The organism is Microbulbifer sp. GL-2, from assembly GCF_007183175.1.
Lineage (GTDB): Bacteria > Pseudomonadota > Gammaproteobacteria > Pseudomonadales > Cellvibrionaceae > Microbulbifer.
The window spans coordinates 2,662,320-2,682,318 of the sequence record NZ_AP019807.1 but is presented as its reverse complement, the minus strand read 5'-3'; the positions used below and the strand labels follow the sequence as shown (position 1 = coordinate 2,682,318).

General features: G+C 53.2%; 20 protein-coding genes. 12 read left to right on the top strand and 8 right to left on the bottom strand.

Features of this window, described 5'->3' with window-relative positions; translation table 11 throughout:
- Window positions 1-4: 4 nt before the first annotated feature.
- The 4 genes from hisG to GL2_RS11645 all read right to left on the bottom strand — a co-directional run bounded on the left by hisG (window position 5) and on the right by GL2_RS11645 (window position 2,971).
- The gene (gene hisG, locus GL2_RS11660) at window positions 5-634 is read right to left on the bottom strand and encodes an ATP phosphoribosyltransferase (protein ID WP_143730814.1); all 630 of its coding nucleotides are present in this window, start codon (window positions 632-634) and stop codon (window positions 5-7) included.
- Between the two features lie 55 nt (window positions 635-689).
- A complete protein-coding gene (gene murA, locus GL2_RS11655) occupies window positions 690-1,952 on the bottom strand; it encodes a UDP-N-acetylglucosamine 1-carboxyvinyltransferase (RefSeq protein WP_143730813.1) in 1,263 nt (420 codons plus the stop codon).
- Between the two features lie 42 nt (window positions 1,953-1,994).
- Window positions 1,995-2,228: a BolA family protein gene (locus GL2_RS11650; protein ID WP_143730812.1), complete on the bottom strand. Its 234-nt coding sequence runs from the start codon at window positions 2,226-2,228 to the stop codon at window positions 1,995-1,997.
- 89 nt (window positions 2,229-2,317) lie between these two features.
- A complete protein-coding gene (locus tag GL2_RS11645) occupies window positions 2,318-2,971 on the bottom strand; it encodes a phospholipid-binding protein MlaC (protein ID WP_143730811.1) in 654 nt (217 codons plus the stop codon).
- Between the two features lie 375 nt (window positions 2,972-3,346).
- Between GL2_RS11645 and GL2_RS11640 the strand changes: the two genes are divergently transcribed.
- The 12 genes from GL2_RS11640 to yjgA all read left to right on the top strand — a co-directional run bounded on the left by GL2_RS11640 (window position 3,347) and on the right by yjgA (window position 12,798).
- Window positions 3,347-4,318 carry a KpsF/GutQ family sugar-phosphate isomerase gene (locus tag GL2_RS11640; protein ID WP_143730810.1) on the top strand — a complete coding sequence of 324 codons (972 nt, stop codon included), beginning with the start codon at window positions 3,347-3,349 and terminating at the stop codon, window positions 4,316-4,318.
- Between the two features lie 61 nt (window positions 4,319-4,379).
- Window positions 4,380-4,919 (top strand): HAD family hydrolase, encoded by a 540-nt coding sequence (locus tag GL2_RS11635; RefSeq protein WP_143730809.1) that lies wholly within the window; start codon window positions 4,380-4,382, stop codon window positions 4,917-4,919.
- Between the two features lie 127 nt (window positions 4,920-5,046).
- Window positions 5,047-5,484, top strand: coding sequence for an LPS export ABC transporter periplasmic protein LptC (gene lptC, locus GL2_RS11630; RefSeq protein WP_370452153.1), 438 nt, complete (start codon window positions 5,047-5,049; stop codon window positions 5,482-5,484).
- Window positions 5,471-6,019 (top strand): lipopolysaccharide transport periplasmic protein LptA, encoded by a 549-nt coding sequence (lptA, locus tag GL2_RS11625; RefSeq protein ID WP_143730808.1) that lies wholly within the window; start codon window positions 5,471-5,473, stop codon window positions 6,017-6,019. Before lptC ends, lptA begins: the two co-directional genes overlap by 14 nt.
- 101 nt (window positions 6,020-6,120) lie before the next feature.
- Window positions 6,121-6,846, top strand: coding sequence for an LPS export ABC transporter ATP-binding protein (gene lptB, locus GL2_RS11620; protein ID WP_143730807.1), 726 nt, complete (start codon window positions 6,121-6,123; stop codon window positions 6,844-6,846).
- A 193-nt stretch (window positions 6,847-7,039) separates the two neighbouring features.
- Window positions 7,040-8,500: an RNA polymerase factor sigma-54 gene (locus tag GL2_RS11615; protein ID WP_143730806.1), complete on the top strand. Its 1,461-nt coding sequence runs from the start codon at window positions 7,040-7,042 to the stop codon at window positions 8,498-8,500.
- Window positions 8,501-8,689: 189 nt separating this feature from the next.
- Window positions 8,690-8,980, top strand: a complete 291-nt coding sequence (gene hpf, locus GL2_RS11610; RefSeq protein WP_143730805.1) for a ribosome hibernation-promoting factor, HPF/YfiA family — start codon at window positions 8,690-8,692, stop codon at window positions 8,978-8,980.
- Between the two features lie 3 nt (window positions 8,981-8,983).
- Window positions 8,984-9,445: a PTS IIA-like nitrogen regulatory protein PtsN gene (gene ptsN, locus GL2_RS11605; RefSeq protein ID WP_143730804.1), complete on the top strand. Its 462-nt coding sequence runs from the start codon at window positions 8,984-8,986 to the stop codon at window positions 9,443-9,445.
- A 133-nt stretch (window positions 9,446-9,578) separates the two neighbouring features.
- Window positions 9,579-10,439 carry an RNase adapter RapZ gene (rapZ, locus tag GL2_RS11600; protein ID WP_143730803.1) on the top strand — a complete coding sequence of 287 codons (861 nt, stop codon included), beginning with the start codon at window positions 9,579-9,581 and terminating at the stop codon, window positions 10,437-10,439.
- 24 nt (window positions 10,440-10,463) lie between these two features.
- The gene (locus GL2_RS11595; RefSeq protein WP_143730802.1) at window positions 10,464-10,733 is read left to right on the top strand and encodes an HPr family phosphocarrier protein; all 270 of its coding nucleotides are present in this window, start codon (window positions 10,464-10,466) and stop codon (window positions 10,731-10,733) included.
- 106 nt (window positions 10,734-10,839) lie between these two features.
- Complete coding sequence (gene mgtE, locus GL2_RS11590) at window positions 10,840-12,207, top strand: magnesium transporter (protein ID WP_143730801.1); 1,368 nt, start codon at window positions 10,840-10,842, stop codon at window positions 12,205-12,207.
- A 78-nt stretch (window positions 12,208-12,285) separates the two neighbouring features.
- Window positions 12,286-12,798 (top strand): ribosome biogenesis factor YjgA, encoded by a 513-nt coding sequence (gene yjgA, locus GL2_RS11585; RefSeq protein ID WP_143730800.1) that lies wholly within the window; start codon window positions 12,286-12,288, stop codon window positions 12,796-12,798.
- A gap of 90 nt (window positions 12,799-12,888) precedes the next feature.
- On the opposite strand, the gene msrB is transcribed toward yjgA, so the two are convergent.
- The 4 genes from msrB to GL2_RS11565 form a co-directional block, all read right to left on the bottom strand.
- Window positions 12,889-13,422 (bottom strand): peptide-methionine (R)-S-oxide reductase MsrB, encoded by a 534-nt coding sequence (msrB, locus tag GL2_RS11580; RefSeq protein ID WP_143730799.1) that lies wholly within the window; start codon window positions 13,420-13,422, stop codon window positions 12,889-12,891.
- A gap of 88 nt (window positions 13,423-13,510) precedes the next feature.
- Window positions 13,511-17,740, bottom strand: coding sequence for a YhdP family protein (locus tag GL2_RS11575; RefSeq protein ID WP_143730798.1), 4,230 nt, complete (start codon window positions 17,738-17,740; stop codon window positions 13,511-13,513).
- Between the two features lie 81 nt (window positions 17,741-17,821).
- Entirely contained in the window at window positions 17,822-19,309 is a 1,488-nt protein-coding gene (gene rng, locus GL2_RS11570) for a ribonuclease G (RefSeq protein WP_143730797.1), read from the bottom strand.
- Window positions 19,306-19,917 carry a nucleoside triphosphate pyrophosphatase gene (locus GL2_RS11565; RefSeq protein ID WP_143730796.1) on the bottom strand — a complete coding sequence of 204 codons (612 nt, stop codon included), beginning with the start codon at window positions 19,915-19,917 and terminating at the stop codon, window positions 19,306-19,308. The genes rng and GL2_RS11565 overlap by 4 nt, the downstream gene beginning before the upstream one ends.
- Window positions 19,918-19,999 lie beyond the last annotated feature (82 nt).

The following is a 19,999-nucleotide window of genomic DNA, read 5'->3' as shown; positions in this document are numbered from 1 at the left end:
AACTTTATGCGACTGCCGCTGCCAGCTTCTCAATCAAGTCACTGATCGGCTTGTACTTCATTTTCATGGCCGCCTTGTTAACGATCAGACGGCTACTAATCTGCGCGATAGTTTCACGTGCCTCCAGGCCATTAGCCTTCAGGGTATTACCGCTATCGACAATATCGACAATTTCATCGGCCAGATCCATCAACGGGGCCAACTCCATTGCACCATACAGTTTGATAATGTCAGCCTGACGCCCTTTGGCCGCATAGTGGCGCTTGGCGCTCTCCACAAACTTGGTAGCCACCTTGATCCGGCCGTGGGGCAGTGCAGCCCCCTTTACTCCGGCAGTCATCAGGCGGCATCGGGCAATACCCAGGTCCAAAGGCTCGTAGATACCGTCGGAGTGGTGTTCGAGCAAAGTATCCTTACCGGCCACCCCCATATCCGCAGCGCCATGCTGTACGTAGGTAGGTACATCTACACCTCGAAGGAGAAGCAGGCGAACGCCTTCACAGTTGGTGGGGAAGATCAGTTTACGGCTCTTGCCGAGGTCCTCCAGCGGCTCCAGTCCTGCAGCGGCGAGTAACGGTAGGGTTTCCTGCAGAATTCGCCCTTTGGTCAGAGCGATAGTGATTTGCATAGTCATGATCAGGTCGGATTATTTTGGCTGCCGCCCCCGAAAAGAGACGGCAATTTTCCCTTTAACCGGGTACGCGGCGAATATTCGCCCCCAGCTGCTGCAATTTTTCCTCGATGCACTCATACCCACGGTCAATATGGTAGATACGATCAACAATAGTAGTGCCTTCAGCAACCATACCCGCAATCACCAAGCTCGCGGAAGCCCGCAAATCAGAAGCCATCACTGGAGCCCCCTTGAGTTTCTCAACACCGGTAACAAACGCTGTATTACCTTCCAGGGTGATATTGGCCCCCATGCGGTTTAGCTCATGTACCTGGATCAGCCGATTCTCAAAAATGGTTTCAACCACTGCACCTTTGCCCTCCGCCACTGCATTCATCGCCATGAATTGAGACTGCATATCTGTCGGAAATGCCGGGTAAGGGGCTGTTCGGAAGCTGACTGCCTTGGGTCGATTACCTTTCATATCCAACTCAATCCAGTCATCTCCGCAGCTCAGGTGCGCACCGGCCTCCTCAAATTTGAGTAACACAGCATCGAGGATATCGGCACGAGTATGCAGTAAGCGCACTTTTCCACTCGCCGCTGCAGCAGCCGCCAAAAATGTGCCGGTCTCGATACGATCAGGCATTACAGTGAACGTACAGGGCGCCAATTTTGGAACTCCATGTACACGCAAGGTATCGGTACCCACACCCTCAATTTGAGCACCCATGGCAATCAGGAATTCCGCCAAGTCGACAATCTCGGGCTCCCGCGCTGCATTGTGCAGAACGGTAGTACCCTCCGCCAATACAGCGGCCATTAGCAGGTTCTCTGTGCCGCCTACAGTCACTTTTTCCATGACAATGTTGGCACCTTTCAGGCGGCCATTGGAGCGCGCCCGGATAAAACCACCATCAATTGTGATCTCCGCCCCCATTGCCTCCAACCCCTTGAGGTGGATATCAACAGGGCGACTGCCGATGGCGCAACCTCCAGGGAAGGATACATTTGCAACCCCGTGACGAGCCAATAATGGGCCCAGCACCAGAATCGACGCGCGCATGGTTTTAACCAGCTCGTAAGGCGCCGTCAGGTCATTAACCGAACGGGGGTCTATTTCCACACCCAGTTTTTCATCAATTGTGACATCGCACCCCATGCAGCGCAGCAGGGTGATCATAGTGGTGATGTCATTAAGGTGCGGCAGGTTGTGGATATGTACAGGGCCATCAGCCAGTAGGGCTGCGGCTAAAATCGGTAGCGCAGAGTTCTTCGCACCAGAAATTCGCAATGTTCCAGATACTGGGCTGCCGCCCTCTATTATTAACTTATCCATTCGGCCTCATATTTCGGATGTCGCAGGTTGTACAGCAACAGGTTAACGACTGGCTTCTTCTGGAGTAAGTGTCTGCATCTGCACGGCATGCAGGGTACCGTCAGCAATTTTTTCATTGAGCGCAGCGTAAACAAGCTGCTGCTTTTTTAGACGACTCAAGCCTTCAAAGGCACTGCTGACCACAGTTACCAATACGTGACTGCCCTCAAAAGTGACATCGACATTACTCTCAGGAATATGACCCTCAATCAGGGCTTTGATTTCATCAGGTTGCATAGGCGGGATTTGCGTTGAGTTGAAAAAACAGCACGCAAGTGTACTTGAATCAAGCGGAGCGCGCAGCTGCGCGCCCCAAAGATCGCTAACTAGCTCACTTTATCAACAACATCCTGGCCGGCAGACCAGTTGGAAATGACCTTGTCGATATCACCATAGGTTTGCATGGACTGGGCAAACTGGCTGCGGAAGGTTTTCCCCAAATTGACCCCGTTCAGAATTACATTAATCAACTTCCACTGCCCAGCACGGTTCCGCACCAGTGTATAGGATACTTTGGTAATACCCTCTTCACTGCGCACTTCCTGCAAAACATTAACCCGGTTTCCCGAGGGGAGAGTACCGGGGTTGACCACCTTCACATCGAGGTCGCCAAAGTTTGCCACGCCTCGGGCAAAAGTGGCCACCAGATCGCGGCGAAATGTGCTGGTAAAACGTGAGCGCTGGGTTGCTGTAGCCTGCTTGGCATAGCGCCCCATTACTCCGCGCGCAATAAAATCAAAATCCACAACCGGGTTCAGGACCCCCTCAACCGCAGTGTAATATTTTTGTGGATCGGAATTGGCATATTGCGAATTTGTACGAATCACACCCAGCAACTTTTGGGAAACCCCTTCAATCATGGTGTAGGGATTTTGGTTGGCGTGCGCCACAGGAACCACAGCAGAAACCAATACTGCGCAGAGTAAAAAATTTAGCCACCGGGAAAAACCGTACCGACCAGCCCAAAATGATGTGTTCACAAATAATCTCCAATTAGCAAATCATTCCTTGGACGCACATAGCGTAAATAAGTGCCATGACGATGCTACTGCCCATTTCTCCCGCAGGAACTCCAGGAGCCTTGTCGATCGTCCGTTGAGTGACAGAGCTGACAGCAGCGGCGGCAGACTATACCATGGCCACGCCCGTAGTTGTGGCAGTGTACGAGCGTGTCATTTGGCGCCTATTGAACAGTCTGCAGACTCTTACAGAGTCAGTTATCCGCTAGTAATATAGATTAGCACGACAACAACAATGACCTGGCCACAGCCGAGACCTGGCTCCTGAGTTCGTCAGGGTAAAAGGCTGCTTTGATCAATACCTTACAGCTAACAGTGTTTAACCAGAGGTACTCGATGACCCAAGATCTCGTATTGCAAGCAGGGCGACGCACCGTCCGTATGGAGACGGAAGCTGTTGCCGAACTGGAACAGAGAATTAACAACGAATTCCAACGCGCTTGCGAGATGATTTTGCAGTGTCGTGGCCGCGCTATTGTCACCGGCATGGGGAAGTCCGGGCATATCGGCCGCAAGATGGCTGCTACACTGGCCAGCACCGGCACACCGAGCTTTTTCGTTCACCCCGGTGAGGCCAGCCACGGGGATCTAGGCATGATTACCCGTGATGACTTGGTAATCGCTATTTCCAACTCAGGCTCCTCTGCAGAAGTCCTTACCCTGCTCCCTCTGCTGAAGCGGCTGAGCATCCCGATGATTAGTATGACAGGTAAGAGGGACTCCCCTTTGGCGCAGGCGGCCGATGCCAACCTGGATATTTCCGTGCAAACAGAGGCCTGCCCTCTGAATCTGGCCCCGACCTCTTCGACAACTGTCACTCTGGTAATGGGCGATGCCCTGGCAGTAGCCTTGCTGGAAGCCAGGGGATTTACTGCCGAGGACTTCGCCTTCTCCCACCCTGGCGGGGCCCTGGGACGACGCCTGCTTCTAAAGGTAGAGGACGTGATGCACGCAGGGGACGAGCTGCCTCAAGTAAGCACTGATACCTTACTGTCCAAGGCCCTTCTGGAGATGACCAGCAAGGGATTCGGCATGACGACTATCGTCGACCCCAAAGGGGGACTTCTCGGCGTCTTCACCGATGGTGACTTGCGACGTGTCATCGACCAGAAAGTTGAGCTGGATAAGGCCACCATGGAACAGGTTATGAGCCGCCGGCCAAAGACAGTCTCCGCCGACACTCTAGCCGCAGAGGCATTGAGAATCATGGAGGATTATAAAATCACCGCCCTGGTGGTAGAGGATGAAGCGCACTTTCCAATCGGCGTGTTGCATATGCACGATATTCTCCGCGCCGGAGTAATCTGAGATAATCAACAGTTACTAAGCGGATAAGTACCGCCCACCGACAGCATGTAAGGACTACCTGGTGATTTCTGATCAAGAATTGAATATCGCACTTAAAAAGGTGCGCTGGCTGGTACTGGATGTAGATGGTGTTCTCACCGACGGCAAACTCTATTTCGATAACAGCGGCAATGAACTGAAGACATTCAACACACTGGATGGGCACGGCATTAAAATGCTGCAGAACTCCGGTGTGCGGGTGGCCATTATCACAGGGCGACGCAGTAATGTGGTCGAGCGCCGTGCTCACGACCTCGGAGTTCATAAACTGATCCAGGGGCGAGAGGACAAATTTACCGCTTTGCAGGAACTTCTGACCGATGAGCCATGCCGCCTGGAGGACATTGCCTACATTGGCGATGATTACCCCGATCTTCTGGTGATGACACGTGTTGGCTGCCCGATTGCGCCACCCAATGCTGCTCCGCCGGTTCGGGACCGCGCCCTGTGGATAACCAGTTCACGTGGAGGTGAGGGCGCCGTACGCGAAGCCTGTGATCGGATTATGCAAGCACAGGACACTTTTGACGCAGCACTTGCGCCCTATACCGGAGAGAAATAATGCGCACCTGGTTGCCACTATTATTGGTGGTAGCGCTTATTAGCGCCGGGCTATGGTTCTCTGAGAGCCCACCTGAAGAGCTGTTGGGTATACGCCCTACCCCCAGCAACATAGCCGCGCAGCCGACCTGGTTATCCGTGACGCCAAAACCCGCCATTTCAATGAGGACGGGAACCTTGCCTATCGGGTAGATGCCGAGCAGATCACCTATTACCAGTTCAAACGTCGAGACAGGGCTGAACTGACTGAGCCGCGCATGCTTTTCTACCAGGATGATCAACAAAAATGGCGCACAGAATCCAGGCAGGGGGCGGCATATAACCGCGGCGAGCGCATTGTTTTGAGCGGCGATGTAGAAATTGATGAACTCCCATCTCCTGGGGGCATCAAACTACAAACCCCTAGTATCACTATCCTTCCGGATAAGGAATTCGCCGAAACGGACAGAGTTGTTACTATTAGTTCCGGCCCCAACCAGACTAAAGGGAAGGGAATGCGCGTATACCTCGATAAAGACCGGGTGGAAATCCTATCCGATGTAAAGAGCAACTATGACCCCGACTAAACTTCGCCACTGGCTACTGAAGAGTTCTGCGTTAACTGTACTCCTGACCGTAACCTCGGTGGCAAATGCATTGCCAGAAGATCGCCAGCAACGTATTAATATCAGTTCAGATGCAATGAATGCCGGCTTAAGCAGCAACCTAGTTGTTTACAACAATAACGTAGTAATAACCCAGGGATCCCTGAAAATAGAAGCCGATAGAGTAGAGGTCTACTTCACCCCCGAAAAAGAAATTAGTCGTGTTATAGCAATCGGGAGGCCCGCACGCTTTCAGCAAAAGGTATTGGAGGGGGAAAATCCCGTTAAAGCCCGCGCCGAACGAATTGTATATGCAGTCAGCTCTGAAGAACTGCAACTTACAGGCAAGGCCTACGTGGACAGGGATGGCAACACCTTGACTGCGGAAAAAATTGACTATGACCTATCTACCGAGCAGATGAGTGCAGAGGGCCAAGCCGGTAAGCGAATAGAGATGATCTGGCAACCTGAGAAAAAAGAAGACAGCCAAGCTCCTGGCAACGGAGACAGCCCATAAAGGCTCCACCCGAATTCGCAAACAATACAAGATAATATTTAAAAATTTCTACACCCGTGGGCGCCCTGTACTCACGGCATGGATAGATTTCGGTACACACTATGCCAACGCTAAAAGCGTTACACCTAGCCAAGCAATACAAGAAAAGAAAAGTCGTTCAGGATGTGTCTGTCAGCGTCTCCAGCGGCCAAGTAGTCGGCCTGCTTGGCCCCAATGGTGCCGGTAAGACAACCTGTTTTTACATGATCGCCGGCCTGGTTCAGGCGGATGCTGGCCAGGTGCTGATTGACGACGAAGATATAACCCGCTTATCCATGCATGGACGCGCCAGGAAGGGAATCGGCTACTTACCCCAGGAGGCTTCTGTATTCCGCCGCCTGTCCGTAAGAGACAATATCCTCGCCATCCTGGAGACCCGCAAAGACCTGTCCCGTACCGAGCGCCAGCAACAGGCCCAGGAACTCCTCCAGGAGTTCAACATCACCCATATAGAGCACAGCCTGGGAATGGCCCTTTCCGGCGGGGAGCGACGGCGGGTGGAAATTGCTCGCGCCCTGGCAACCAATCCTAGCTTCGTCCTCCTGGATGAACCCTTTGCTGGGGTGGATCCCATCTCCGTAAATGACATCAAGGAAATCATCCGCCACTTGCGGGATCGAGGTATTGGCGTCTTAATTACCGACCACAATGTTCGCGAGACCCTGGATATCTGCGAGACCGCCTATATCGTCAGCGAGGGCCACATTATCGCTGCTGGCACCCCGGATGAGGTACTTGCCAACCAGCAGGTTCGCGAAGTGTATTTGGGACACGAATTTACTATTTAGGGATAGATCACTGCATTTGTTACCGAATACCGCAAAGAAACACAGCTTTGTCATAAATTTTTTCACTTTGCCATAAAAAGACAAACCCTGCCGGCACGCTTATTGCTTGTAATACTTTGGGGGGCGGGGTAGTCTGCGCCATCTCAGGTTACATAGATAAACCCCCTGTGGTATCAGTCTGCAGCACCCCAATATGAAGCAGTCTCTTCAGCTAAAGCTCGGCACCCAGCTGACCATGACACCCCAGTTGCAACAGGCGATACGCCTATTGCAACTATCGACATTGGATCTTCAGCAAGAGGTTCAAGCCGCCCTTGATGGCAACCCGATGCTTGAGACTGAAACTGAAGAATCAGCTCCCGATTCAAACACTCCAGAACCCCAAGCCAAGATTGAATCTCCAGCTGAGCCAGATACCCCTCCTGAGCAGGCCATTGAGGAGAGGGAGCTCGCCGAGGGTGACTGGAACCAGAGCATCCCTGACGAGCTACCCGTAGATTCCCGCTGGGATGATGTGTACACCAGCCACAATGGAGGTATGGAGAGCGAAGAATCCGGCTTTGAGCGCAACTCAACCACAGACAGCCTGCAGGATCATCTGCGCTGGCAACTCAACCTGACCCCCCTATCCGAACTAGATAAATCGATCGGTGAGAACCTGATCGATGGCATAGAGCCCAGCGGGCTGTTAAGCGCAGCCATCGAAGATATCGCAAAATCCCTTTCAGTAGATGAAGACGAGGTTGTCGCGGTATTGCGGGCCATCCAACAGTTTGAGCCCGCAGGCTGTGGAGCCCGCAACCTGCGGGAGTGCCTGCTGCTGCAATTACAGCAACTCCCCGTTGAAACGCCCTGGATAAAACAGGCGCAAAATATTATTGAGCGCTACCTTGAGCTGCTCGGCAAACGGGATTTTCGTCAGTTGAGCCGACGTACACGCCTGAATGAGACCCAGCTCGGCGAAGTCATCCGGTTGATCCAGACCCTAAACCCCAGTCCGGGCGATGGCTTTGCGCAGCAGGAAACAGCTTATGTGATTCCAGACATCATTGTTTCCCGCCGAGAGTTTCGCTGGCAGGTGGACCTGAACCCGGAAATCACCCCCAAAATCCGTATTAACAGTCATTATGCGTCCATGGTTAAACGGGCGGACAATTCCCGTGACAACAATTTCCTGCGAGATCACCTGCAGGAGGCGCGCTGGTTTTTAAAAAGTCTGCAAAGCCGCCATGAGACTCTGCTCAAAGTAGCAAACTGTATCGTCGACAAACAACAGGGGTTTTTTGAGGAAGGGCCTGAGGCCATGCGCCCTATGGTGCTGGCCGATGTGGCTGAAGCCATTGGTATGCACGAATCCACCATATCCAGGGTGACCACACAGAAATACATGCTCACTCCTCGCGGAGTCTTCGAGCTGAAGTACTTCTTCTCCAGTCATGTGAGCACCGATTCCGGTGAGGATGCCTCCTCCACCGCCATTCGAGCGCTGATTCGCAAACTTATTGATGGAGAAACACCCCGCAAACCCCTCTCCGACAACAAAATCACCCAGGAATTGGATAATCAGGGTATCAAGGTAGCTCGCCGAACCGTGGCAAAATACCGGGAATCCATGGGTATTCCCTCTTCCAGTGAACGAAAACGGCTGGTCTAACCTTTCATAAGCAAGTTTGCGACCTGACTTAATTCTTGAGTCACAAGCTGCCTGGCGTCATTTACCCCCTCCTCTACAACCAAACTCCAAACTTTGAGTGTATCCTTCCATTCTGGCCCACTTCCTAGTAGGGTTGCGACCCGAATGGGAGGCGCGCCGGTATGTGATGCACTCGATTAGGAGAAATCCATGCAGATCAACATTAGTGGTCACCACGTCGACGTTACCTCGCCTATGCGCAACTACTGCGAAAGTAAGCTGGAAAAGCTATCCCGGCACTACGACAACATCACTAACGCTCAGGTCATCCTGTCCGTTGAAAAACTGATCCAAAAAGCTGAAGCTCGAGTACATATTAATGGTCACGATCTTTGTGCCGGTTCGGAAGACAAAGACATGTACGCGGCCATTGATGCGCTTACCGACAAGCTGGACCGCCAACTGAAAAAGCACAAAGAGAAGTTGCAGAACCATCGCTAAACTATGACACTCGAAGCATTACTCTCCCCCCGCCTAAGCCTTTGCCAACTGGCGGGGAGCAGCAAAAAAAAATTACTGCTCAATATTGCCCAGGCTATCGCCGAACAATACCCGCAACATGATTCCGATACTACGTTCAACCAGTTGATCGCTCGTGAGCGCCTGGGCTCGACCGGAATTGGAGAAGGGGTAGCCATCCCCCACTGTCGCTTGCCTGGTTGTGAACGCCCCATTGGTGTTCTCTGCACCATTGAGCCGGCAGTTGATTTTGATGCTATCGATCGTCAACCTGTCGACTTGTTGTTTGTCCTGCTCGTGCCCGAGGATGCGGAGCAACAGCATCTGGAAACACTGGCTGAAATCGCCGCATTATTTTCCAATAGCCTGGTAAGAGATAAATTACGACAAGCCAAAAACAGCGATGAACTTTACGCGCTGGCCGTAGATAGCGCCGCAGCCGCCTAAGCCTGGTACTGAGCTTTACCACGGGCAATGCAGGGATAGATTGTGGAATCGGTAACAGTTATTTCGCGAGTAATATTAGCGAGACAAGAATTCCAACGAACAGTGGTGTACAGGCCTGACAAAGGGGATCTTCATGCGTTTGGTGATTATCAGTGGTCGTTCCGGCTCCGGTAAAAGTTCCGCCCTGCAACTTTTGGAGGATGAGGGCTATAACTGTATCGACAATCTACCTACCAGCTTACTTCCCGAGCTGGTCAAGCGGGTTGAAGAGCAACCACCAGGAGAAGAAGCCCGCTTGGCACTCGGTGTCGACGCCCGCAACCTGTGGCAGGATATTAAGCAGGCTCCCAGGGTTATCGAATCCCTGCGAGCCAGCGGTATAAAATGTGATGTGATATTCCTGGACGCGCGTGAACCCGTACTGGTTCAACGTTTTAGCGAAACCAGGCGCAAACACCCACTCAGCAACGACTGTACCCACCTTCTCGAAGCACTAAACAAGGAAAAAGAACTACTCACTCCTATCTCGGCAATCGCGGATATGGTGATTGATACCAGTAACCTGAGTTTGCACGAATTGCGTGGACTGATGAAAAGCCGGGTAGTAGGTGATAAGTCAGAAGGCATGGCAATACTTTTCCAGTCTTTCGGTTTTAAATATGGTGTTCCCGTTGACGCGGACCTGATATTTGACCTGCGCTGCCTGCCAAATCCTTACTGGCAACCAGCCCTGAAAGAAAAGACCGGCCTGGACCCGGAGGTTGCCGAATTTCTGCAAGCCCACCCCGAAACCAGTAAAATGCAGACGGACATCGCCAACTTCCTGGATAATTGGTTGCCTTTCTACCAGAAAAGTAATCGCAGTTATACCTGCATATCCGTTGGCTGTACCGGAGGGCGCCACCGCTCGGTGTATATGGTGGAGCAATTGGCCCAGATCTTCGCAAAAAAATTTAACAACGTTCAAATCCGCCATCGTGAGCAGCAGAAATAGCCCTCTATCAAGCACAACTCTCCTATGCAAAAACAGCGCCTCACCATTATCAACAAGCTCGGCCTACACGCACGTGCAGCCAGCAAGTTCGCCCAGACATCGGCACGCTTCTCTGCAGAGATCAAAGTACACTGCCAGGGTAAGTCAGTAGATGGAAAGAGTGTTATGGCGCTAATGCTGCTGGCTGCTGCAAAGGGAACTGAACTTGAATTGGAGGTTGAGGGTCGCGATGAGGACGATGCACTTGGCGCAATCTGTGAATTGGTAACGGATCGATTCGGCGAGTCCGAGTAGTTTGCAAAAGCAAACATCTCTGGATAGAGTCCCGCCATGGGCATAAAATCTCTGCTACCTCCCGGCAGCCAACGCCCCAACCACCGCTAAGCAGTAAGGATTAGTCGTGTCCAGCCCACCCCAAGCCGAAATCAAGTTCCGCGCCCAAAATCAGCTCAGTGAGCTGTTCGCCGCACTCGATAGTGGCACTGGGCAGGAAGTGCGGCGCATGCTCAAAACTCTGACTCCACAGAGCATTGCGCAATTGCTGGAGAGCTCTCCCCCACGCATTCGCCAGGTTCTTTGGAACTTAATCGACCGGGATGTCGAAGGTGAAGTACTGCAGGAGCTGACCGACGAAGTACGCAGCCAAATCCTCGACACCATGGATACCGAGGAGATGGTGGAGATTATGGAAGGGCTGGATGCGGATGATATTGCCGACATCCTCCAGCAACTCCCTGAGCGTGTGGTCTCGGAGGTCCTCTCCTCGATGAGCGAGACCGACCGTCTGCGGGTGGAAAGTGTACTCGCCTACGACGAGAACACCGCCGGCGGCCTGATGGACACCAATACCATCTCGGTGCGCCCGAACCTGAGTCTGGACGTCGTCCTTCGCTACCTGCGCCGCCACGAGCAGCTACCAGAATCCACCGACAGTCTGTTCGTAGTCAACCGTAAAGGGCAGTACATCGGGTTGCTGCCACTATCCAAGCTGCTTACCACGGACCCATTAGTAACTGTTCGCGAAGTTGTGAATACCGATGTGGAGCCCATCCCTGCGGATATGCGCGATACTGAAGTCGCCCGACTATTCGAGAAGTACGACTGGATTACAGCACCAGTAGTTGATGAGGATAACCGCTTGCTGGGGCGTATCACCATTGATGATATCGTGGATGTAATTCGTGAAGACGCCGACCACTCACTGATGAGCCTGGCGGGCCTAGATGAGGAAGAGGATACATTTGCTCCTGTGAGGCGAACCGCACGCAGGCGGGCACTGTGGCTGGGTATCAACCTGCTCACTGCCCTTCTCGCCTCCTGGGTTATCAGCTTATTCCAGAATACCCTGGAAAAAGTAGTCGCACTGGCTGTATTGATGCCCATTGTCGCCAGTATGGGAGGCGTGGCCGGGAGCCAGACTCTCACTGTTGTCATCAGGGGGATGGCGCTTGGGCAAATTGGTAAGAGCAATCTCAACTGGTTACTCTCACGCGAATTGGGTTCTGCTGCCCTAAATGCCCTTCTCTGGTCCCTGGTTATGGGAGGTATCACTGCCCTCTGGTTTAGCGATATCGCTATCGCCATTATTATTGTCGCTGCAATGGTGATTAATCTGGTTACAGCGGCGTTGGCCGGTGCGATATTACCGGTTGCTTTGCGCGCTATGCGCATCGATCCCGCGCTGGCAGGTGGTGTAGCCCTGACTACGGTTACCGATGTTGTGGGATTTATGTCCTTCCTTGGCTTAGCCACCTGGCAGTTTGGATGAGCCGAAAAAGCAATCCTACAGCGGCGCTGTAGGCTCGAACAATACCGGGGAGTCCCGGGTAAACACGCGGAATTCGAGATGTACGAATACGACGATTATGAAGATGACCTGCCGAAGAGCAAGACCCAGGTCAAACAGGAGATGCACGAATTACAAAAGTTGGGCAAGCAGCTTACCGAGCTACCCAAAGCACAGCTTGCCGAAGTGCCTTTGGATGAGGATCTGCGTGAAGCTATTGATACCCTGGCGCGTATCAAGTCCAACGAGGCTCGCCGCCGACAAATGCAATATATTGGCAAGCTGATGCGCAATACTGACCACGAAGCTATTGAGGCAGTTCTGAACAAATTCAAAGATCGAGACCAGCTTCATTTGCGCTTCGACAAAATGGCCGAGGAATGGCGCAAACGCCTGCTGGAGGAGGGCAACAGTGCACAGGGTGTATTGTTTGATCAGTACCCTCAAGTGGATCACCAGCAATTGCGCCAGCTGGTACGGGACTCCCACCGGGAGATCAAAAACAGTAAGCCCCCCACGAATCAGCGCAAGTTGTTCCGCTATTTGCGGGACTTCTTTATGCAAGACTCCTAGAAGTCCACAACAGTCCTATGGGGGCGGCTTCACTCCCGCCCCCATATCCCTCGTCGACAGAGCGAAGCTCCCACCGACCACTTGTCGCAGTTATTGCTTTTTCATTACTGCAGGCACGAAGTCCAGGGCAAGGGAGTTCAGGCAATAACGCAGGTTAGTTGGCGCAGGACCATCCTTAAACACATGCCCCAAATGTTCTCCGCACTTGGACAATACTTCGGTGCGGCGCAGGCCCCAGCTGAAATCATCCTTTAACACTATATTTTGCGGGTATGCCACCTCCCAAAAACTGGGCCAACCCGTGCCCGACTTGTATTTGTGTTTTGAACTGAACACAGGGAGACGACAGCCAGCCGTGACATAAGTCCCCTCCTCCTCGTTATAAAGCAGCTTCCCGGTAAAAGCTCGCTCAGTGTCCTTTTTCCACAGGACCTTATATCGATCCTCAGGGAGTATCTGCTTCCACACTGATTTGGGGATCTGCTCCAGACCTTTGCCATCGGAAATACGCTCTTTGGCTTCTCCAACTGTCATAGTCTGGATGCGTTGGTCATCGGCTTCTGAGCAAGCCGATACTGCCAGGGTCACCACCAACAGGGAGCCTAATAACCGGGATCCTGCCATCTGCAAAACTCCTTTCTCCAAGTGTGTTGTTATCACCATAAGATTAGAGCGCCCTGGACCGGTGCGGTTCAAAGAGGTTAATCGACTACTAGCTGCCGGTGCTCGCGCTCACCGGAGGTGCAGATTGGCTGCCTGGCCTCATCTCTTGAGCAGGTACGGCACTATCTCTTACAGAAGCGGCCCCTTGGCGCTCGGCTCCGCCCCCATCAAAGAGCCTTTCAAAGCGCATCTGCGGGTCTGCCCAGTCGCCACTAATACGGTAGCTGACACTCGCCACCTTTTTCACCTGCTTCTTAAAAGCTTTGCTAATCAGGTAAACCCCCGCTGCGGCAGGAAGGCCCCCAGCCAAGGCTGCCACCAGCGCGAGGTTATTACTTACTGGCAGGGTCGCCACCAAAGTAAGGTCCAAATCTTCACGCAGCAGATTTACCCTGCCCGCCATCTGCAACTCACTGGTGGGGCCTTCAACCTGAATCGGCACCGCAATCAACAATTGCCCGTCGCCTTCAAAAACCACCTCCCCTCGCACCCGATCAAAGGCCATGCCACTTTTGTAGAGATCGGAAAAATCCAGGCGCAAGCGGCGCGCCCAGGTATCAAAATTAAACAGGGACAACAGGCGTAATACCGTAGAGCCCGCAGTTCCTGTGGAGCGCAGGAAGCGCCCATCCCTGATATCGATCTTGAGTTCCCCAGACAAAAGACTTCCCTTAACCAGGGCGGGAGATCCATTCCAGCGCAGGGCGGTATCGAAGCTGGCGGACTTGCTCTCGATCAAGGGCTCATGCCCCATCAAGCGTTGGAAGTCGGCGAGATCATCGGCCACCAGGCGACCGATAAACTCAGATGAACTTTTGCCCTCAGCATCGCGCATCCAAATCAGCTGCGCATTCTGGCGTTTTTCCCCTTTGCCACGCCCTTCAATACGGAAGCCGCGCACGCTGCCGCGAATATCGCTCAGTACCAGCCGCTCTTTGGAGGGGCGCACATTGAAGGACCAGCGCCCCAGCTCCTCATCACCCAGCAGGAGACTCTCAGTACTGAAATCAATAGCAGGTAAGCTCTGAAAATCGAAGCCCGCCCAAGGGTCAGGGGCCTCTTCTGCAAAGGGCTCCAGGGCAAAAGGATCCTGCTGAATCACGCCCTTTTCCTCCGGGGTTGGCAGGCGCAAGTGGGCCAGTTGTAATTGTAAAGGCGCCTCACCTCCCAGAATTCCGCTCAACTTGCCCGCCGCCATCTCGCTGTCAAATTCCAGCCGCCAATCGGTCCCTGTACCGTTGCCGGTAATGTGTATATGTTCAATATTCACAGTACCCAATTCCAGGAGGTCAGAACTGAGGTCGATACTCACTGGCAATGGTTCAGCAAAATTAGCAGCTTCATCACTCGCGGGAGTATCAGCCAGTTTTCCAAGGCCAGTGAAACCTGCCACCCGGCTATCTACAGCTTCAACTTCGAATTGGGAGTCGCTCTTTCCAGGGGAGGATAGGTCGTCACTGTATACGCTCAGCAGCTGCTCCCAGCGGGGCAAATCAATGCTGGAAATATCACCCGTGATCGTCAGCCCCCGCGCCTTGGGAAGCTTTGCCTCTGCATTCAAGCCGATAGCGGCTCGATCAAGCGCCCCTTGCACCAACCAGAACTGTCCCTGCAGGTGCTCACCATAGTCAAGGTGAAACAGGCTACCCTGTTCACCAATCGGCGCCCGCAGTACAAAGTTCGTTTCGGTTTCAGAGGGTTTTCCCAATGGCTCAGGCAGCTTCACTTCGACACCGGCAAGGCTTGAAGTCAGCTCGAAAACTGCCGAATAGGGGGCTTCCTTTGCCTTAGCGGGAATGGTAACCAGGGCCTGGTAGTCCATGGCACCATCCAGCCATTTGAGCTCCGGCCTTTGACTCCAGGAGAAAATAGAATCTGTAGTGGCATTTCCGTCTACCACTACCTGGGTGTCCCGTAGTGTCCCCTTACCAAAATGGCGGATATGTGCGCTAACTGGCCTTCCCCACAACTTGCCACTCACTCGTGTACCTGTAAGACCGTTCTCGCTGTCATAGATTACTTTACCGAACAGCTCATCAGTTTGCAGACGCAGGTTTTTAAGCTCGAGTTCTCCACCACTTAACTGCAATTCAACCCGCTGGCTGACGTTTATATTCGCACCACCGAGAGCTTGGGTCAGGCTCAGCCGGCCATCGATATTCCCCGCCAGGCGCCAGTCATCGAAGGCACTGCCCAACTGTTGACGCAGAGGAGACTCCCTCAGTAGACGCAGGCCATCGGCTGCAGGGCCGGATAACTGGGCCTGCACATCCAGGCGCGACCCTTTGCTGGCAACTGGGGAAACCTCAACAAAAATATCTTCAGCATCAATATTCCAGAGTTTGGCCCGCTCAGCGCCGACAGAAACCACCCCATCATTGATCAATAAGCGACCATCTACATTATTCGCAGAAGGCCACTCAACAGCGTATTTCAGGCTGGCATCGACAAAATCCGCAGCTAACTGTACGGTTTGGCGGTTGCGGTGGGCCCCCAGAGCACGCAGTGAGTCCTCCTTACCATCAGAACGATAACTACTACCCCGGTAGATAAATGCGGCGCTCTCTACTCGACCGGAATTATCCACTCCCAAGCCCGTATTGAGCCAACTGCGCAAATCCTTGCTGACAGTAGTTGGTACCAACTGCTTTTGGGCGGTAACCGCAGCATCGCGCAAAGACAAAGCCAGTACCAGATCGACCGGACGACTCTGCGCACGAACAGGCAGGGACAGCAGGAACTGGCCATTAACTTCACCCAAGGCTCCATTCAGCCGGAGGGGACCTGACAGTATGCTTATCTCGTTTCCATCCCTGTCCAGACTCCAGGCCACGGTTCCGCTGGCTTGTTCAAAAGCAAAAGTATTTCGATACAAATTTGGGAACTGTGCCGTTAGAGGTGAACCATCCAGTTCGACCCGGCCATTTGCACCATCGAGCTCCAAATAACCACTCAGATCGGTAACCGCTGGCGCGCCACGAAATGCTTTGGCCTGTATACCCTGCAAGTTGGCCCGTAAACTAACAGTACCTTCTACAGTACGTAGCAGCTGAATCCGGCGCAGCTGGCCACTGGGGTCGAGAGCCCGCAACCAGTCATCCGCAGCCCCCTCAAGGACATTAAGCCGCTTGAGAATGTCACCCCAGCCGGCCAGATCAACCACATCAGCATTCAGGGACAAGCCTTGCTGGCCACTGCTTACTTGCAGATTCAGCGGGGGCATTTGTAGGTTTTGCCACTCGATCTGAATATCCTGTAAAGCCAGTCGCCAGTGCTTACCAGGCAACCAACGTCCTGATAGATCCCCAGAGAATGCGCGAAGTGGAGCCATAACATAGGCACCGGAGGGTGCAGCCTCTCCCTTGTCTTCCAGAACTTTGTCCAGGTTTTCCACTTGGGCGAGGTCGACTTGTCCAACCAAGCGATAACCACTTTTGGCATCGCTGTGTAACCACAAGCGGCCATCTGCCCATTTGCGACCGCTCCAGTGGAATCGATCCGGGAGTGGTGTCAACTCGTGCAGTAGAGTGACGATATCCTCATCCAGCAATAGCTCATTAAGCTGCATATAGCCACGCAGAGAGAAATGCTTTTTATTTCTCGGGTTCCCACGACCCTCGAGAACCAGGCGCAAGGTCTCAGAGTGCACATTTTCACTGTCCCCTTCACGGGAGATAAACGCACGGGCCACCAGGCGGTGGAAGTCACCCTGGTTTTCCAGCTGTATCTGCGGCAGGTTGATCTCGGCCAATTGGTCGTCCTGGAGCCGAATAGTAATGGCAGCATCCCGAATCTGGATTTTGGGGCTCAGCTGGAAAAGTCTCGCAGGATCTGCCGCTTCTGGATCGGCAACAACCCTGCCATCGGGCTTCAAGGAAATATCGGGGAAACCATCCAGGCGCCACTCTCCCTGCGCATTGCGACTCAGGCCGGCGGCAAAAGCGTTCATTTGCAGGTCTTTCCACACCAGTTCGCGATTCCACAAACTGGCGAGTAAATCCAACTGGAACAGACCGTGTCCCATACGAAGCTCGCCATTTTTGCCCAGCCGCAAACCATCCAACTGCAGGGCTACCTGTAATGCCTCCCAGCGCAGAGAAATCCTGTCCATCTGCACCGGCACACCCAGCTGGCCAGACAGCCAGTGGCTGATTTGCGGCCTGTATTCCTCCACCTGTGGGGACAACAGGCGGCCGGTCTGCACCAGTATCGCCAGGGCAATGACCAGACTGACAGATAGTAACCAGAACTTACGGGCAAGCCAGCGCATCACAGCCATTACCACTCTCCCCGGAGCGCGGGGCAGCCGTGAATATCTTCATAGTCCACGCTAGGTATCGGGGATAAAACGACTGGTAACTCACACAAGAACAATGTCGTACTGCTCCTGGTTGTAGATAGGCTCAACCTGAAATTGTATTGGGCGGCGAATAAACTCCTCCAGGTCGGCTACATTGGCCGATTCCTCATCCAGCAACAGGTCTATCACTACCTGACTTGCCAGTACCATAATTTTTTCACTATCGTAGGCTCTCGCCTCGCGAATGATTTCGCGGAATACTTCAAAGCAAACAGTCTCTGCACTTTTAAGGGTGCCACGGCCCTCGCATACCGGGCAGGCTTCGCACAAAATCTGCCCAAGAGACTCACGCGTGCGCTTGCGTGTCATTTCAACCAGCCCCAGCTCGGAAACACCGGTAATGCTCGACTTGGCATGATCCCGTTCCAGAGTCTTTTCCAGTGTGCGCAAGACCTGACGCTGATGTTCGGGGTCCTTCATATCGATAAAGTCGATAATGATAATGCCCCCCAGGTTACGCAGACGCAGCTGGCGGGCAATTGCCGTCGCCGCCTCCAGGTTGGTCTTGAAAATAGTTTCTTCCAGGTTACGGTGACCAACAAAGGCACCGGTATTTACATCGATTGTGCTCATCGCCTCAGTCTGTTCGACGATGAGATAACCGCCAGACTTCAGTGTTACCTTATTTTGTAAGGCGCGGCGAATTTCTTCTTCCACGCCATAAAGGTCGAACAGTGGCCGTTCACCGGGATAATGCTCCAGACGGCCGGCAATTTCCGGTGCATATTTACCGGCAAATTCCGCCGCGCGGCCATGTGCCTCGCGGGAGTCTATACGAATCTTTTCTGTATAGGGGCGTGCAAGATCACGTAGGGCGCGCATAAATAGCGGCAGGTCCTCATAGATGACTGAAGGCAGAGGGCGCACTTTGATACGTTGCTCCAGCTCCCCCCAGAGTTTGTAGAGGAAGGGGATATCCCGCAGCAGCTCTTCCTCGCTAACCCCTTCAGCCACCGTGCGTAAAATAAAGCCGCCATCTGCCGACAGCCCATCGTCGGCGAGACGGGACACAGCGGCCTCCACCAACTGCCGCAGGCGCTCCCGCTCGCTCTCATCTTCAATTCGATTGGAAATTCCAATATGACGAGTCTGCGGCATGTACACGAGGTAACGTGCTGATACAGACAAATGCGTGGTTAATCGCGCGCCTTTGCTGCTTATCGGATCCTTGACCACCTGCACCACCAGGGATTGCCCCTCTCGTACCAGTGCACGAATATCAGCGACTTCAGCATCCCGCGACTCCATCCCCTCATCATCCAGAGGGGCAATATCTGAGGCATGGATAAATCCAGCGCGCTCCAGGCCGATATCTACAAAGGCCGCCTGCATCCCAGGAAGAACCCGAATCACCTTGCCTTTGTAGATATTGCCAACAATCCCACGGCGCGCGCTACGCTCCAGGTAGACTTCCTGCAATACGCCATTTTCTACCAGCGCAACCCGGGTCTCTGTAGGCGCAACATTAATCAGCAGCTCTTCACTCAAGACCGAGTCTCCTGCCAGTAAGGGATACCCGCATTTTCGAGCATTGGAACCAGTGCCTCTAAGGGCAACCCTACGACATTGCTATAACTGCCGCTAATGGACTCCACCAGTGCAGCTCCCATTCCCTGGATGCCATAACCACCGGCTTTATCCACGGGTTCACCGGTCAGCCAGTAGGCTTCAATCTGCGCTCTGGACAAGTGGCGGAAACGAACACGTGTCTCAATCAAGCGGCTGAACTGCTGCTCCTGACTGCGCAAGCAGATTGCACTCAACACCGAATGCTCCACACCGGAAAGAGAGAGCATCATGGACTTATAGTCAGCATAATCTTGTGGCTTTTCCAATACTCGCTCACCGGCAAGCACTATTGTGTCAGAGCCCAATGCCCAGAGGCCATCGGGGCTTGCTGCCAGCCCCAGGCCGACAGCAGCCTTATCATGGGCCAGGCGCTGGATATATTCCTGGGGAGTCTCATCCGACTGTTTCTGCTCAGGGACAGAAGGGGTTACTTGACTAAAGGAAACGCCAATCTGCGCCAGCAGCTCGGCACGACGCGGAGAGCCCGAGGCGAGGAGAAGTCGATTTGAAATCGTGGTATTTGTCACTGTACTACATATTCCCTGTGGGCCAGCGGCTGATTATAGCGATATCGTTCGAAAAATGATCAATTTTTACATTGATTTACAG

Coding starts and splice junctions, on each gene's coding strand:
- hpf (WP_143730805.1), top strand. CDS start 8,690: ATGCAGATCAACATTAGTGGTCACCACGTCGACGTTACCTCGCCTATG.
- GL2_RS11650 (WP_143730812.1), bottom strand. CDS start 2,228: ATGCAACCTGATGAAATCAAAGCCCTGATTGAGGGTCATATTCCTGAG.
- hisG (WP_143730814.1), bottom strand. CDS start 634: ATGACTATGCAAATCACTATCGCTCTGACCAAAGGGCGAATTCTGCAG.
- yjgA (WP_143730800.1), top strand. CDS start 12,286: ATGTACGAATACGACGATTATGAAGATGACCTGCCGAAGAGCAAGACC.
- msrB (WP_143730799.1), bottom strand. CDS start 13,422: ATGGCAGGATCCCGGTTATTAGGCTCCCTGTTGGTGGTGACCCTGGCA.
- GL2_RS11575 (WP_143730798.1), bottom strand. CDS start 17,740: ATGGCTGTGATGCGCTGGCTTGCCCGTAAGTTCTGGTTACTATCTGTC.
- murA (WP_143730813.1), bottom strand. CDS start 1,952: ATGGATAAGTTAATAATAGAGGGCGGCAGCCCAGTATCTGGAACATTG.
- GL2_RS11615 (WP_143730806.1), top strand. CDS start 7,040: ATGAAGCAGTCTCTTCAGCTAAAGCTCGGCACCCAGCTGACCATGACA.
- lptB (WP_143730807.1), top strand. CDS start 6,121: ATGCCAACGCTAAAAGCGTTACACCTAGCCAAGCAATACAAGAAAAGA.
- lptA (WP_143730808.1), top strand. CDS start 5,471: ATGACCCCGACTAAACTTCGCCACTGGCTACTGAAGAGTTCTGCGTTA.
- GL2_RS11640 (WP_143730810.1), top strand. CDS start 3,347: ATGACCCAAGATCTCGTATTGCAAGCAGGGCGACGCACCGTCCGTATG.
- rapZ (WP_143730803.1), top strand. CDS start 9,579: ATGCGTTTGGTGATTATCAGTGGTCGTTCCGGCTCCGGTAAAAGTTCC.
- ptsN (WP_143730804.1), top strand. CDS start 8,984: ATGACACTCGAAGCATTACTCTCCCCCCGCCTAAGCCTTTGCCAACTG.
- GL2_RS11595 (WP_143730802.1), top strand. CDS start 10,464: ATGCAAAAACAGCGCCTCACCATTATCAACAAGCTCGGCCTACACGCA.